The sequence below is a fragment of the Hansschlegelia plantiphila genome (genome assembly GCF_027922265.1).
GTDB classification, from domain to species: domain Bacteria; phylum Pseudomonadota; class Alphaproteobacteria; order Rhizobiales; family Methylopilaceae; genus Methylopila; species Methylopila plantiphila.
On record NZ_BSFI01000008.1, the window covers coordinates 597909 to 613347 of the forward strand.

Annotated in this window: 11 protein-coding genes; 5 read left to right on the forward strand and 6 right to left on the reverse strand. The window is 70.0% G+C overall.

The genetic code is table 11. The features are described 5' to 3' along the window. The first annotated feature begins 26 nt into the window (after nt 1–26). Nucleotides 27–2027 carry a thioredoxin domain-containing protein gene (locus PKE75_RS12620; RefSeq protein ID WP_271169076.1) on the forward strand — a complete coding sequence of 667 codons (2001 nt, stop codon included), beginning with the start codon at nt 27–29 and terminating at the stop codon, nt 2025–2027. Between the two features lie 160 nt (nt 2028–2187). On the opposite strand, the gene PKE75_RS12625 is transcribed toward PKE75_RS12620, so the two are convergent. Continuing rightward, nucleotides 2188–3468: a L,D-transpeptidase family protein gene (locus PKE75_RS12625; protein ID WP_271169077.1), complete on the reverse strand. Its 1281-nt coding sequence runs from the start codon at nt 3466–3468 to the stop codon at nt 2188–2190. A gap of 419 nt (nt 3469–3887) precedes the next feature. Between PKE75_RS12625 and PKE75_RS12630 the strand changes: the two genes are divergently transcribed. From PKE75_RS12630 to PKE75_RS12640, 3 genes are all read left to right on the forward strand, one after another. Then, a complete protein-coding gene (locus PKE75_RS12630; RefSeq protein ID WP_309298811.1) occupies nt 3888–4490 on the forward strand; it encodes a TetR/AcrR family transcriptional regulator in 603 nt (200 codons plus the stop codon). 89 nt (nt 4491–4579) lie between these two features. Beyond that, entirely contained in the window at nt 4580–5785 is a 1206-nt protein-coding gene (gene rlmN, locus PKE75_RS12635; RefSeq protein ID WP_271169079.1) for a dual-specificity RNA methyltransferase RlmN, read from the forward strand. 47 nt (nt 5786–5832) lie between these two features. Beyond that, the gene (locus tag PKE75_RS12640; RefSeq protein ID WP_271169080.1) at nt 5833–6270 is read left to right on the forward strand and encodes a hypothetical protein; all 438 of its coding nucleotides are present in this window, start codon (nt 5833–5835) and stop codon (nt 6268–6270) included. Nucleotides 6271–6276: 6 nt separating this feature from the next. Here the strand turns inward: PKE75_RS12640 and PKE75_RS12645 are convergent, their stop codons facing one another. The 4 genes from PKE75_RS12645 to PKE75_RS12660 form a co-directional block, all read right to left on the reverse strand. Then, nucleotides 6277–8058 (reverse strand): DEAD/DEAH box helicase, encoded by a 1782-nt coding sequence (locus tag PKE75_RS12645; RefSeq protein WP_271169081.1) that lies wholly within the window; start codon nt 8056–8058, stop codon nt 6277–6279. Nucleotides 8059–8254: 196 nt separating this feature from the next. Then, nucleotides 8255–8854 (reverse strand): GNAT family N-acetyltransferase, encoded by a 600-nt coding sequence (locus PKE75_RS12650; RefSeq protein ID WP_271169082.1) that lies wholly within the window; start codon nt 8852–8854, stop codon nt 8255–8257. A gap of 187 nt (nt 8855–9041) precedes the next feature. Beyond that, nucleotides 9042–9860: a transglutaminase-like domain-containing protein gene (locus PKE75_RS12655; protein WP_271169083.1), complete on the reverse strand. Its 819-nt coding sequence runs from the start codon at nt 9858–9860 to the stop codon at nt 9042–9044. A gap of 127 nt (nt 9861–9987) precedes the next feature. Beyond that, nucleotides 9988–10686 (reverse strand): tetratricopeptide repeat protein, encoded by a 699-nt coding sequence (locus PKE75_RS12660; protein WP_271169084.1) that lies wholly within the window; start codon nt 10684–10686, stop codon nt 9988–9990. 157 nt (nt 10687–10843) lie between these two features. Here PKE75_RS12660 and ggt point away from each other — a divergent pair, with 157 nt between their 5' ends. Beyond that, the gene (gene ggt, locus PKE75_RS12665; RefSeq protein ID WP_271169085.1) at nt 10844–12598 is read left to right on the forward strand and encodes a gamma-glutamyltransferase; all 1755 of its coding nucleotides are present in this window, start codon (nt 10844–10846) and stop codon (nt 12596–12598) included. 77 nt (nt 12599–12675) lie between these two features. Here the strand turns inward: ggt and PKE75_RS12670 are convergent, their stop codons facing one another. Then, entirely contained in the window at nt 12676–15381 is a 2706-nt protein-coding gene (locus tag PKE75_RS12670; RefSeq protein ID WP_271169086.1) for a TIGR02302 family protein, read from the reverse strand. Between the last annotated feature and the right edge of the window lie 58 nt (nt 15382–15439).

The window sequence follows — 15439 nt, forward strand, 5'->3', positions numbered from 1 at the left end:
ACCCGCAAAGGACAGTTCGCGAGCCCATGTCCAATCGCCTCGCCCTCTCGGCCAGCCCCTATCTCTTGCAGCACGCGCAAAATCCCGTCGACTGGTGGGAGTGGTCGCCGGAGGCCTTCGACGAGGCGAAGCGGCTCAACCGCCCAGTATTGCTGTCGATCGGGTACGCCGCCTGTCACTGGTGCCACGTCATGGCGCATGAAAGCTTCGAGGACGAGGACGTCGCGGCCGTCATGAACGAGCACGTCGTTGCGATCAAGGTCGACCGCGAGGAGCGGCCAGACGTCGACCAGATCTATATGGCCGCGCTTCATGCGCTCGGCCAGCAGGGCGGCTGGCCGTTGACGATGTTCCTCACCCCCGACGCCGAGCCGTTCTGGGGCGGAACATATTTCCCCAGAACTCCGGCCTATGGTCGACCGGGTTTTCCCGACGTCGTCCGCACCATCGCCGGCGTCTTCCGCGACGAGCCGGGCCGCATCGTCGCGAACGCAGCCGCGATCGCGGAGCGCCTGCGGCCGCAGGGGCCGGCGGCGGAGGCCTTCGGTCCGGTGGAGCTCGATGAGGTCGCCCGCCGCATCGCGCGGGCGTTCGACCCGGTGTCCGGGGGCTTTCCGGGCGGGCCGAAATTTCCCCAGGCCGGCGTGCTCGACATGCTGCTTCGCGCCGGCAGGCGCACCGGCGAGGCGGAGCTCGCCGCTCCCGCCGTCCTTACCCTGCGCCGGATGGCGCGCGGCGGCATCCACGATCATCTCGGCGGCGGCTTCGCGCGCTACTCGGTGGATAATCGCTGGCTCGTTCCGCACTTCGAAAAGATGCTCTACGACAACGCCCAGCTGCTGACGCTGTTCGCGGGCGTGGGCCGCGAGACCGGCGACCGGCGCCTGCTCGCCGCGGCGCACGGGATCGTGGACTGGCTCGCGCGCGAGATGACGACCAATGGCGCGTTCGCCGCGAGCCTCGACGCCGACAGCGAGGGGGTCGAGGGCAAGTTCTACGTCTGGCGGCGTGACGAACTGGACAAAGTTCTGGGCCGGGACGACGCGGCCTTCGCGTCGGCTGCGCTCGACATCACCCCGCACGGCAACTGGGAGGAGGTCTCGATCCCCAACCGGCTCACCGAGCCGGACGACCTTATCGTCGATGACGACCGCCTGCGGTCGGTCTCCGCCCGGCTGCTCGCCGCCCGCGAGACGCGGGTGCGCCCCGGCCGCGACGACAAGATCCTCGCCGACTGGAACGGCCTGATGATCGCCGCGCTCGCCGAAAGCGCCGGAGCGCTCAACCGCCCCGACGCGCTTGAGATGGCCCGGACCGCCTTCGATTTCGTCGCCTCGACGATGGCGAAAGGCGAGCGCCTCGGCCATGCCTGGCGCGACGGTCGGCTGGTCTATCCCGGCTTCGCCACCGACTACGGCGCGATGGCGCTGGCGGGGCTCGCGCTCGCCGGCGTCACCGGCGAAACCGCATTCCGAGACGCTGCGGCGGGGTGGATCGACGCGGCGCTCGCGCACCACCGCAATCCGAACGGGCCCGGCTTCGCCGTCGACGCCGACGACGCGCCGCCCCTCGTCACACGGCCGGAGGCGCTGGTCGACGAGGCTCTGCCGAGCGGCACGGCGCTCCTGCTCTCAGCCTCAATCCGGCTCGCGACCTTCGACGCGGACGAGGATTTCCTGACGCGCCTCGACGGCGAGATCGCAGCCCTGATGGGACGGATGGCGGCGAACCCCGTCGGCCATGCGGGGCTTCTCAACGTCCTCGACGAGCGGCTGCGGCTGGCGTCGATCGTGGTGGTGGGCGAGGGCGACGTCGCGGAGGCCCTCCACGCCGAGGCGCTGGCGCTGCCCGCCTCGGAGCGCGTGATCCGTCGGACGCCGTCGCTCGACGCGCTCCCCGAAAGGCACCCTGCGCGGGCCGGGCGCGAACAGGTCAGCGCCTATGTCTGCGCCGGGTCTCGATGCTCGCCGCCAGTGACGGAGCCGGGCAAGCTTGCCGAGACGGCCCGCGCGATGGGACGGGCGTAGCTCCTACCGCCAATAAGGCGCGAGGCACGGGCGCTCGATTTGCGAGACGGTCCCCGACGCCTGCGATCTGCTCTCCGCTGGGGGAGAGGGTGAGGCCCGTCTGCGTCACCTCCGGCTTGACGACCCGACCACCCATCCGGCCGGCGGGCTCGAGGCAGGGTCACCGCGCTTCGGCGCGGCGCTCGCTGACCAGGGGGATGCGCCGGGTCGGCTCCTGCAGGATGTCCTGCTGGGCGGGCGCCTCCGCCACCGGCGCCTCGGGGGCGGCGTCCGCCGGGTCGGCTGGCGCGTTCCCTTCCGGCTCTCGGAACTCGACCGGCACGCCGGGCTTCACGAGGCCCGCGAGCTCGCGGGCGTCCCAGTTGGTCAGGCGCACGCAGCCGTGGCTGTTGGTCTTGTCGATCTTGGAGGGCTCCGGCGTGCCGTGCATGCCGTAGGTCGGCTTGTCGAGCCCGACCCAGGTCGCGCCCACCGGGCCGTTCGGGCCGGGGGGCAGGCGGAGCGCGCTGGTGTTGGCGCCCTGCACGAAGTTGACCTTCGGCCGGTACCAATAGTCCGGATTGATCGCGATCGCCTTGACCGCATGGATTCCGGTGGGCGACGGCAGATCCGCGCTGCCGATCGTCGCGGGGTAGGCGACGACCAGATGGCCGGTCGCGTCGTAGCCGCGGATCTGCTTGCGGCCCTTGTCTGCGATGATGCTCGTCACCTGCGCCTTCAGCGGCTTGCCGGGGTTCGCCACCATGATCTCGGCTCCCGCCTCGGCGAACGTCACGTCGGGATTGATCCGGCGGAGGAAGGCCTCGTCCATATGGAAGCGCTCGGCCAGCATCTCGGCGGCGTCGCGATAGTAGAGTCCGGCGAGCTGGGCCTGCTCGGCGTAGTCCTGCGGCATTGTCGGGATGAACGGCCCGGCCACGTCCTCAGGGGTTATCGTATAGGGCGTCAGCACCGGCTCGGCCGAGCTGCTCTCGAGCGCCGCCCAGAGCTCGGCGTCGATCTGGCCGTCGACCTTGTGGCCGAACATCTCCTCGACCGCCATCACGCCCTTGACGACGTTGTCGCCGAACAGACCATCGATCACGCCCGGCGAGGCGTTGTTGCGGTCGAGCAGAACCTGCAGCTTGATCATCCTGGGATCGGAGCGCTGGCCCTTCGGATAGGGGTCGGGGGTGAAAACGGCGTCGTTCGCGAGCGTGATGAGCAGGTCGACAGGATAGCTGTCGCTGGCTGCGGACGGCTGCTTGCGGGGCTCCGCTGGACGGGGCGCCAGAGGCGCCGGCTGGCTCGGCGGTCCGAGCGGCGCGCTTTCGATCGAGCCGGTGACGTCCGCCGGCCTCACATTCTCGGAGCCGAGCAGCGCGCCGATCGGATCGCTGGTCTGGGCGGAGGCTGGGAGGGCCGCGAGCGCGACCGCCAGCGCGAGGGCTGCTGAAGACAAGGACTGCGCCACGGCGGAACTCCGGAACTCAACGCGACGTCGACCGCACAATGGCGGCCCTTCGGCAGCTTGGCCGAACAAGGTAAACGAATGCCTTCGACCTGACGTGCCGAGCGGGACGAGCGAGCCTCGATCGCTGGACGGCGCTGCGGCGTGTCGCTAAAGGTCGCATAACAAATTGACCGAACGGTTCGGTCAATTCTCGACATTTGCGCAGCGAAGGCATAGATATGACCGAACCGTTCGGTCAATTGTTCACGCAGGAAAGAGCGCAGCGCGCCATGACAAGCCGTCCCTCGGATTGCGCGGAACATGCTCTTGAGCGAGGCTCGGACGAGCTGGCGTCAACAGGCGCTCGGACAGGACGACGTCGGACCGGGATGGAAACCGAGACCGCGACAACTCCGGCGGCGGACGCCTTGGACAGCGCGAAGCGCCGTCAGATCCTCGACGGCGCCCGCCAGGTTTTCCTCGCGCAGGGCTTCGACGCCGCCAGCATGGGCGAGATCGCCAAGGCCGCCGGCGTTTCGAAAGGGACCCTGTACGTCTATTTCGACAGCAAGGAAGAGCTTTTCGCAGCGCTGGTGAAGAGCCAGTGCGCCCAGACCGCGGAGCGGCTGTTCGAGCTCGACGCCGAGAAACACGATGTCCGCGACGCGCTGCGGCGGCTCGGCCTCAGCTTCGTCGACGCGATGCTTGAGCCGTCCCATGTCTCGACGGTCCGGATGGTGATCGGCGCCGCCGACCGCCAGCCGGAGATCGGCCAGCTGTTCCTCCAGGCCGGCCCGCGTCAGGGCTGGGCTCGGCTGACGGAATGGCTCAAGCTCAAGGTCGAGCATGGCGATCTCGTCATCGACGACCCGGAGGTCGCGGCCAAGCAGTTCCTCACCATGTCCCACGGCGCAGTGATGATGCCGGTGCTGATCGGCGCTGAGCCCGCGCCGCCGGCCGAGCGCATCGAATACCTCGTCAACAAGGCGGTCGATGTCTTCATGGCGGCCTATGGCCCCCGAAACGCCTGAGCCGCGTGGTCGCCTTCGCTCTCCGTCCGTGATAGGAACGGCGCTGTTTCCGACCGCCCGGACTTGATCGACCGACGCATCCGAACGTCATGACGCTGCTCGACATCTCCCGAAACCTCGACATCGCGCCGCAGCCCGCGCCCGCCGCTGCGAAGCCGTCGCTCGTCGGCCTGACGCGCGCGCGGCTGGGCGAGGCGCTTGCCTCCGTCGGCGTGGCGGAACGTCAGATCAAGATGCGCTCGGGCCAGCTCAACCACTGGATCCACAATCGCGGCGCGACGTCATTCGATGAAATGACTAGCGTCTCCAAGGATTTACGAATTCTGCTCGCCGACGCCTTCACGCTCGGCCGGCCGGAGATCGTCTCCGAGCAGATCTCGTCCGACGGCACCCGCAAATGGCTGCTCCGCATGCCGGCGCAGGGCCCGCGCACGAGGCCTGCCGAGATCGAGACCGTTTATATCCCCGAGGAAGGCCGCGGCACCCTCTGCGTCTCCAGTCAGGTCGGCTGCACCCTCACATGTTCGTTCTGCCACACCGGCACGCAGGTTCTGGTGCGGAACCTGACGGCCGCCGAGATCGTCGCGCAGCTGATCGTAGCGCGCGACAGGCTCGGCGATTGGCTAGGCGACGCTTCCGAAAGCGCCGCCGTCCCCAGGGACGGAGGGCGTTTCGTCACCAACATCGTCTTCATGGGTATGGGCGAACCGCTCTACAATCTCGACGCCGTGCGCGATGCGATCGCGGTGATCGCCGATGGCGAAGGCCTCGGAATCGGCCGGCGCAAGATCACGGTTTCGACATCGGGCGTCGTGCCCGAGATGCGCCGCCTCGGCGAGGAGACCGGCGCGCAACTCGCGATCTCGCTCCACGCGGTCCGTGACGACCTGCGCAACGAACTGGTGCCGATCAACAGGAAGTACCCGATCGCCGAGCTTCTCGATGCGTGCCGGGCCTATCCCGGCGCCTCGAACGCGCGGCGCATCACCTTCGAATACGTCATGCTGAAGGGCGTCAACGACAGTCCTGCCGACGCCCGCGAACTGGTCCGGCTTCTGAGCGGAATGCCCGCCAAGATCAACCTGATCCCCTTCAATCCCTGGCCCGGCAGCCCGCATGAATGCTCCGATTGGGCGACGATCGAGCGGTTCTCCGAGATCGTGTTCCGTGCGGGCTACGCAAGCCCGGTCCGGACGCCGCGGGGGCGTGACATTTCGGCGGCCTGCGGCCAGCTGAAGTCCGAGACGCAGCGGATGCGCGCGAAGGAGCGCGAGGCGCTTGCCGCCGCGGAATAGGCGCCCTCCGACGCCGAACGGACTGGCGCCGGCGGCGTTCTGACAACATGCTTCCTCGCCTCGTAGCCCGCATCCTGCTCGCCCCGCTCGGTTTCGTGTGCGGGCTGTTTGCGGGCGTTGCGATGCTGGCGTTCATGTCGAGCGACGAGCTCGCGGCGGTGGCGCGCTTTCCCGATGAGGTGATGCTGCTCGGCTACGACATGTCGGTGACGACGGCGACGCTGTGCTTCCTGCTCGCTCCGCTGATGGGCGCGCCGGCCATCGTCGCGATCCTGATCGCTGAGATGTTCTCGATCCGGTCGTGGGTCTATCACGCCGTCGCCGGCGCCATGACGGCCGTGCTGCCCTGGTCTCTGACGCCAAGCGGGTTCGACGCGCCGATGTTCAACGCCGGCCAGATCCTGGCCTGCGGTTTCGTCGGCGGCCTGACGCACTGGCTGATCGCCGGGCGCTCGTCGGGTCTCGCGCCGCCTATCGAACCCTGAATATCCTCAGGTGCGTCGCGCCTTGGCGCCGTGCTTGAACGGCTTCGGCTGGCCGGCCGGACGCTCGGCGCGATCGTGGCGAGGCCGTTCGCGCTTCTCGCGCGGCTGCGCGGGCGCTGCATAGGCGGGCTTGGCGTAAGGCGGCCGGGCGCGCGGGGCCGGGGCCCGGCGCTCGTCGCCGCCGGCGACGTCGAGGCGAGAGATCACGACGTCGCCCTTCTCGGCCCGGAGCGCGGAGGCTGCGAAACCCTCGGCGGCGTCAGCCGCGATCTCGACCTTGCTCTCGACATCGAAGATGCGGATGGCGCCGATCTCCTTGCGGGTGATCCCGCCACGGCGGCAGATCATCGGAAGCAGCCATTTGGGGTCGGCGTTCTGCTTGCGTCCGACCGCAAGGCGAAACCAGACGCTTGCGCCGAACGGTCCGCGACGCTCGGCGGGCTCGGCCGTCGAAGGCCCGGCGCGGTGGCCGGGCTCCGGGCGATCGCGGAACGACGTCGAGCGGTCGCCGGGGTCCGCGACCTCTTCGGCCGCAGGAAGGCGCGCGCGGTGCAGGCGGGCGAGCGCCACGGCGATCTGCTCCTGCGAGCTCATGGCCATCAGGATGCGCGCGAGCGACAGATCCTCGTCCGTCGCAGGTTCGGTGAGCGCCGGATCGCCGAGCAGACGCTGCTGATCGAGCGCGCGGATCTCGTCGGCGGTCGGCGGGCCGCTCCAGACCGGCACGACGCCGGCCTCCACCATCATCGTCTCTGCCTTGCGGCGACGCGAGGCGGGCACGAGCAACACGCTCACGCCCTTGCGTCCGGCGCGCCCGGTGCGACCGCTGCGGTGCTGGAGAATCTCCGCATCGTGCGGCAGATCGGCGTGGATCACGAGGCCGAGGTTCGGCAGGTCGATGCCGCGCGCGGCGACGTCGGTCGCGACGCAGACCCGCGCCCGGCCGTCGCGCAGCGCCTGAAGCGCGCGGTTGCGCTCCGCCTGGCCGAGCTCCCCGGAGATCAGCACGGCGTCGAAGCCGCGCTCGGAAAGCGTCGCATGCAGACGGCGCACGGCTTCGCGGGTGGCGCAGAACACGATGGCGGCCGGCGCGTCCGCCTGGCGCAGCAGGTTTACGACGACGTTGCCGATCTCGCGCGGATGAACGCGAACGGCGCGATGCTCGATGTCGGCGTGGCCGCCGGCATGGCCCGCCGCTTCCACGCGGGCGGCGTCGCGCTGGAAGCGCCGCGCGATCTGGACGATGGCCTCGGGCAGCGTCGCGGAGAACAGGAGGGTGCGGCGGCCGGCAGGCGTCGTTTCGAGGATGAATTCGAGCTCCTCACGGAAGCCAAGGTCGAGCATCTCGTCGGCCTCGTCGAGAACGACGGCCTTCAGCTCGGAGACGTCGAGCGCGCCGCGTTCGATATGGTCGCGCAGGCGGCCGGGCGTGCCGACGACGATATGCGCGCCGAGCTCGAGACGGCGCCGCTCGGCGCGGGGGTCCATGCCGCCGACGCAGGCGACCACGCGTCCCTGCGCCTTGGCGTAGAGCCAGACCAGTTCGCGCTCGACCTGAAGCGCGAGCTCCCGAGTCGGAGCGACGACCAGCGCGAGCGGCTTCGCGGCCTGCCCGAGACTTCCCGCGGCGTCGAGCAGCGTTTCGCCCAGCGCCAGTCCGTACGCCACGGTCTTGCCGGACCCGGTCTGCGCCGAGACGAGAAGGTCGCGCCCCGAGACCTCACGGGCCAGCACCTGCTTCTGGACGGGAGTCAGGTCGTCATAGCCGCGCTCGGACAGAGCGCGCATAAGCGGGGACGGGGAGGACGGCAAGAGCACGGGGGGTCTGCTTTCGATGAGCGCAAGGCGATAGGCAGGCGCGCGATGCGCCGGCTCAGCCGCGATCCAAAAAGGAAGTGCGGTGCCTCATACGCTCTTTTGCCCGCAGAAGCCATGGAGGCTTGCGCCGGGCTGACCCTTGAATAATGGCTGCGCCGCCATCGAGTCAGCGCGGCGTCTCGAGAAGCCACGTCAGATGAGAGCGCACCGCCGGCCATTCCGAGGGGATGATGCTGTAAACGCAGGTGTCGCGGATCGTGCCGTCCTTCGCGCGCTGGTGGTTTCGGAGCACTCCGTCCAGTCTCGCTCCCAGCCGCTCGATCGCGCGCCGGCTCTGCTGGTTGAGAAAATGCGTGCGGAACTCGACGGCCAGGCAGCCGAGGTCGTCGAAGGCGCGCGCGAGCAGCAGCAGCTTGGCCTCGGTGTTGAGACCGGTCCGCTGGACGCTGCGCGCGTACCACGTCGAGCCGATCTCGACGCGGGGGCCCGCGACGTCGATGTGCATGTAGGTCGTCATGCCGACGATCCGGCCGCTCGGTCGTTCGATCACCGTAAAGGGCAGCATCGAGCGGTCGGCCTGCAGAGCAAGACGACGCGCGATCTCGCGCTCCATATCCTCGGGCTTTGGAGCGCTCGCGTACCAGAGCCGCCAGAGCTCGCCGTCACGCACCGCCTCGCACAGCCCGGCATGATGCTCCTGGGACAGCGGAGCGAGTTCGACAAGGCGGCCAGTCAACGTGACCGGGGCGATCGGCGTTCCGGTCATCGGGCGAGCCTGCCGCCGGGGATCGTGTCGGAGCGCCGGAGCACGGGGCGGAGGCGGCGTCGAATGCTGATCTGCGGAAACACGTATTGTTCCATCTCGCGGTCACGGTCTTGAACGCCTACCCAAAGACCTGGCCGCACGCCAGCAGCGGGATGGACGTCTCATTCCAATTGTGAGGCTCGAGGAGTCATCCCGCCGGGACGCGATCGACCTCGTATGTCCACACCCTGAACGACGTCAGCGTGTGGGGGCCGAAGGAGTTGATGAGCGGAACGTCGGCGGCGTCACGCCCGCGGGCGACGACGATCCTGCCGATCCGAGGAATGTTGTTGCGGGGATCGAAGGTGCGCCATGCGCCTCCGACGAAAACTTCAATCCAGGCGCTGAAGTCCATCGGATCGACGACGGGAACCCCGATGTCGCCAAGGTGGCCGTTGACGTAGCGGGCGGGGATGTTGAGGCAGCGGCAGAGCGCCACCGCCAGATGCGCGAAGTCGCGGCAGACTCCGATGCGTTCGTTGAAGGCGTCGAATGCGGTGCGGGTCGAGCGCGCCTGCTGGTAGTCGAAGGTGATGTGAGCGTGGACGAAGTCGCATATCGCCTGGACGCGGCCCCAGCCGGGCGCCAGATGGCCGAACAGGTCCCATGCGGCCTGGCTCAGCCGGTCGGTCTCGCAGTAGCGGCTGCCCATGAGGTAGACGAGCGTGTCGTCCGGAAGGTCGGCGACCGGCCATTCCTCGGCGTCGGGGAGCGCGACGTCCGGCAGGCCGTCGTCCTCGATCGTGGCGTCGCCCCACAGCTTGAAGTCGCCGGCCGGGACCACCAGGCGGCGGCAGCGGTTGCCGAACAGGTCGCGGTAGGTCGTCGTGGGTGTGATCGGGGTGGTGAAGACCTTCTCGGGATCGCGGATGTCGGCCATCCGGTCGTCATGCACCGAGAGCAGGCACACGATCGGCGTCGGGGCCTGGCAGTGCAGCGCGATCTCATAGCCGTAGCGGATCAGCATATTGGCGCTTCCAGGCGATGCGCATCTGGGGCTGAAAATCACCCCCGACGGCGCATGTTGGCCGGAAGTCCGTTGATCCTATACGCTTTTGCGGCCGCGGGTTCCTGGAAACCGCGCAAATAGGACCTCAGCCCGCGATCTTCGCCTTGCTCCGCGGCGCGGTCTTCAATCTTTCGACCAGAGCAAGGTTCGCCTGAACCTTGTCGTCGGCCCTTGGGCTCGCGGCCGCAAGGCGAAGCGTGGCTTCGGCCTTCGCAAGGTCGCGGTTCAGCGCATAGGACAGGCCGAGGTTGGACAGGATCGCCGGGTCGCCCGGCGCGATCTTGAGAGCCGCTTCGTAATAGCCGCGGGCTTCTTCGCTGCGGCCGAGCTGGTCGAGGATCGCTCCCTGGGCGTTCAAGACGCGCCAGTCCGGCGCGTCGGGAGTGTGGGCGCGCTCGAGCACGGCGAGCGCGTCATCGTAGCGGCCGACGTCGGCGAGCGCCCGGCCATAGGCGCCAAGGATCTGCTTCTGCTTCGGATTCTTGATGCTGGCGGCTTCGAGCACCGCAAGCGCCTGCGCCCGCTGCCCGAGCGCCCGAAGCGCGAGGCCGTAGCCGTAGCCGGCCGCGGCGTCGGACGGGTTCTTCTGATAGGCCTCGCCGTAGGACGCCGCGAGTTCGCGCCAGCGCGCCTCTCGCTGTTCCGGCGTCACGACCTCGCGGGTCGCGCTCGTCTTCATGATCGAGCCGGTGACCTCGCGATCGGCGTTGCAGCCTGCGAGCAGGCCCGTGAGCGCCGCCGCGGCGGCGAGCCTGAAGACGACCGAAGAGACGCTGACCGACATGAGGGAGGCCCCTGCGCCCGTCAAAAACTGTCGGGCGGCGCTGGCCAATCGTAATGATCGGTTAACCTTAAAAGCGAGTTAACGCCGGGGTAACTTCGGGTTAATCGGGCGACCGGATCGTCGTCATATCCGGCGCATGACGTTTACGGAGCGGCCGATGCGACGATCGATCCGCCTGGTCGCGCCGCTGTTCGTGGCGTGGTTCGCGTTCGGGACTGTCGCGCAGGAGGCGCGCCAGTCCTCCGACGCGTTCGCGCCGGAGATCGCGACCGGCCTCAAGCCGAAGCCTCTCGCCCGCGCCAGGAACTGGATGGTCGCGGCCGCGAATCCGCACGCCGCTCGGGCGGCGGCCGAAATGCTGCGGGCGGGCGGCAGCGCGGTCGACGCCGCAATCGCGGCGCAGCTGGTGCTCGGGCTTGTCGAGCCGCAGTCCTCCGGCCTCGGCGGCGGCGCCTTCCTCGTGCACTGGAGCGCCGCAACAAAGGGGCTGACGACATTCGACGGCCGCGAGACCGCGCCGGGGGCGGCGACGCCTGCGCTGTTCCAGGACGAGCATGGCGAGCCGCTCGGCTTCATGAACGCGGTGCTGGGCGGCCGTTCGGTCGGGACGCCGGGCACGCCGCGGCTGCTGGAGGCCGCCCACCGCCGGTTCGGCAGACTGCCCTGGGCCACGCTCTTCGGCCCGGCTCTGGATCTGAGCGAGAACGGCTTCGAGGTTTCCCCGCGGCTCGCAGCCCAGATCGCGGCCGACGCGGGGCGCCTTTCGCGCGACCCGGCGGCGAGCGCCTACTTCCTGCCCGGCGGCGCGCCGCTGAAGGCGGGCGATCGCCTGAAGAATCCGGCCTACGCCGAGACGCTGAAGGCCCTGCGCGACGGCGGGGCCGCGGCGTTCTATGCGGGGCCGATCGCCGACGACATCGTCGCCGCCGTCCGCGGCGCGCGGAATCCAGGCCTGCTCTCGGCCGCAGACCTCGCCTCCTACACCGCGATCGAGCGGCCGGCGGTGTGTGGCGGCTACCGCGTCTACGACGTCTGCGGGATGGGGCCGCCCTCCTCGGGGGGGATCGCGGTGGCGCAGATCCTCGGGATGCTGGAGCCGAGCGACCTCAAGGCCCTCGGGCCGCAGAACCTGCAGGCGTGGCGGCTCATCGGCGACGCCTCGCGGCTCGCCTTCGCCGACCGCGAGCTTTATGTCGCCGATCCTGCGTTCCTGCACCAGCCGACCACAGGCCTCGTCGCCCGCGACTATCTCGCCGACCGCGCGAAACTGCTGACGGGCGACCGGGCGCTCGAAACGGCGGAGCCCGGCCGCCCAAAATTCTCGCATGGCGAACGGCTCGCGCCCGACCGCGCGATCGAGCTGCCGGGCACCAGCCACCTGTCGATCGTCGACGCCGAGGGAGACGCGGTCTCGATGACGACCACCGTCGAGGCGGCGTTCGGCTCCCGGCTGATGGTCCGCGGCTTCATGCTGAACAACGAGCTCACCGACTTCGCCTTCCGGCCGGAGAGGGACGGCGCCCTGGTCGCGAACCGCGTCGAACCCGGCAAGCGCCCGCGCTCCGCGATGTCGCCGACCATCGTCCTGAAGGACGGACGGCCCGCGCTGGTGGTGGGCTCGCCGGGCGGCAGTCAGATCATCGGCTTCGTCGTCAAGGCGCTGGTCGCCCACCTCGACTGGGGCATGGACGTCGCCCAGGCGGTCGCGCTTCCGAACATGCTCAACCGTTACGGTCCGTTCGAACTCGAACGCGGCACGCCCGCGGAAGCGTTTTCCGGCCCGCTCCGCGCGCTTGGCTACCCGACCGTCTCGGCCGACCTCACCTCGGGGCTGCAGGCGGTCGCGATCGGCCCGGAGGGGCTGACGGGCGGGGTGGATCCGCGCCGGGAGGGGGTTGCGATCGGGGAGTGACGGAGGCCGTCATCCCGGGCGGATCGGCGAACGGTCCCGGCGTCGCGCGTCGCCTCGGCCGGCATGGCGCCTGGGGATCACGGCGTCAGCAGGCGTTCCAGATAGTCGATCTCTTCGCGCGAACGGTCCGAGTCTCCGAGGCGGCGGCGGAGCTCGTCGAGCACCTGGCGGGCGCGCTGGGCGTCGATCTCGCCGGGCACCTTGGTCGCGTTGCCGTCGCTCTCGCGGCGGCGCGACGGGCGGCCGAGCGGGTCGTCGTCGCGGCCGTCCTCGCCGTTCTGCGCGCCCTGTTCTCCCTGCTGACCCTTCTGGCCGGGCTTGCCCTTGCCCTGCATCTGCTCGGCCATCGCCTGCGCGCCCTTGCGCAGGTTCTCAAGCGCCTTCTGCTGCTGGTCGAGCGCGTCGCCGGTTTCCCCCTGCCCCAGCGCGCCCTTGGCCTCGCCCATGCTCTCGCCGGCGTCGCCGAGCGCCTCCTCGCCTGACCGCCCGTCTTTCGCCGCCTGACCCGCTTGCCCCGGCTGTTCGCCTTCGCCCTGCTCGCCTTGCTGCTCACCCTTCGGGCCGGGCTGTCCGCCCTTCTTCTGACCCTGACGCTGGCCCGGCTCCTTGCCCTGCTGGCCCTGCCCTTCCTGCATCTGCTTCATCAGCTGATCGAGCTTGTCGCGCAGCGCCTGCTGCTGCTGGGCGAGATCCTTCATCGCCTGCTCGCCCTCGGTCTGCCGCCCTTGCTCGCTCTTCCCTCGCTGGTTGCGCTCGACGCGGTCGTTCTGGCGATACTGCTGAAACGTCTTGTCGCGCAGCTTGCTCTGCTCGCGGATCATGTCCTGCAGCTTGTTCATCTGCTCGGCCTTCGCCTGCGCGTCCGGATCGGCCTGCTGGCGCTGGGCGTTCTGCAGGTTGTCGAGCATCTTGCGGAGGTCGGCGAGCGCCTGCTGGGCGGCGTCGCGGGAGCCCTGCTTGGCGAGCTTCTCCATGCGGTCGACCATGTCGCGCAGGTCCTGCGGGTGGACCTCCCGCGCGCCGTTCTGGCCCTGCTGGGGCGGCTGACCCTGGTTCTGCTTCTGGGCCTGCTGCGCCATTTCCTGCATGAACTTCTCCAGCGCCGCCCGCAGGTCCTGCGTCAGCTTCTGGATCTCCTGTTCCGACGCCCCGTTCTCGAGCGCCTTGCGCAACGCCTGCTCGGCGGCGCGCAGGTTGCGCTCGGCCTCGGGCAGATCGCCGTCTTCGATGCGGAGCGCGATCTCCCAGAGATAGTCGGCCGCGCCGCGCAGTTCGTCGTCGCTGACCGCGTTCTCCAGCCGGCGATAGGCGGTGGTCAGGCCGAGATAGATTCCGGCCTGCGGCGTGAACTCTTCCGGATAGGCGGTGAGCGCGCGCAAAGCCTGAAGCACCCGGGGCTTGGCGTTGGCGTCCATTGCGAGGATGCGGCGCTGCTCGACGAGCGCCCTGGCGAGCGGCTTGGTGAAGCTGCGGGCGGGAAGCCGGATGTCGCGCGGCGCGCTCGCCCCCTCCTGCCCCGCCTCGTCGCGGACGGTCAGCGTCATCGTCGCCCAGGCGCCGGCGAAGGGGTGCTCCATCGTGTCGAGGGCGGTGTCCGCCTTGCCTTCGCGCGCCTTGGCTTTGGGGAGCGCGAGCGCAAGCTTCGGCGCCTCGTAGAGCGGGCGCTTCGCGGCGGGAGCCGCTGCTTCGGCCGTCGCGGGTTTGGGCGGCGCGTCCCCGGGCGGCGGCTTCAGCACGAAGCGGGCCTCCGCCGAAGCGATCCCGTAATCGTCCTTGACCTCGTAGGCGATGGTCGTCGTGCCGCGCGCGTTCGGCTGCGGCTCGCCGGACAGCCTGATCGAGGGCGGCTCGTCCGGGATGGCCGAGAAGCGCCACATGCGCTCCGGGGCCCCGGCCGCCGCGATTCTGAGCTCGGCGTCGCCGGTCAGCTTGAAACGGCGCTCGATGAGGCCTTCGGGCGCCTTGCCCGGCGTCTCCTCCGGCGCCGCCGCTCCGGTCGCCGTGATCTCGACCGAACCTCCGGAACCGCGCACGACGACGACCGAGCCGATCGGCGCGCGCAGGATTTCGGGCGTGTTGTCCGGAACGGCGGCCGCGGGCTGGTCCGCAGGGCGGGCGCCGGGGCGGGCGGTCAGGAAGATCGGCGGACGGCCGGTATAGGCGGGCGGCGCCACCCAGGCGTCGACGCGGGCGGGCACGACTTCGGCGGCCGGCGTCGTCCAGTCGAAGGCGGCGCGAACGCGGTCGCCGCGGTCGGCGCCGGCGAAGACGAAGGCCGCGACCGCGACGAGGCCGAGCAGGAAACGCAGCGCATAGGGATCGCGCACCGCCAGCCGCGGGGCCGGCGCGCCAGCGCGCAGGCGCTTGGCGTCGTCGCCGATGCGGGCGCGGTGCGCCCGCCAGAGCGCGCGGGTGAGCGGGTCTTCGGTCGTCGCCGAAAGCCTGTCGTCGAGGCTGGTCGCCGGCCTGTGCGCAAGCCCGCTCTCGCGGTCGACGCGGGCGAGCGCGGTCCGGCGATCCGGCGCGGCGAGGCGCAGGAGCGGCGCCAGCGCGGCCAGAAAGGCGAGCGCGAACAGCGCGACGCCGGCCATGCGGCCCAATGGATGAAGCGCGTCCCACAGCCCGAACCATGACGCCGCGAGGAACAGCACGACCACGCCGAGCGCCGCCGCGAGCCAGGGCCATGCGCCTTCCCAGACGAGCGCCAACCGCGCCTTGGCGACGATCGCGTCGATCAGGGGCCCGCGGGCGCCGTTCGGATCGTCGGGTGCAGTGCTCTTCAAACGCCGGTCTCCGGCCATCGGCCGATGGGAGATACGGGCGCGATGGTATCATGGACCG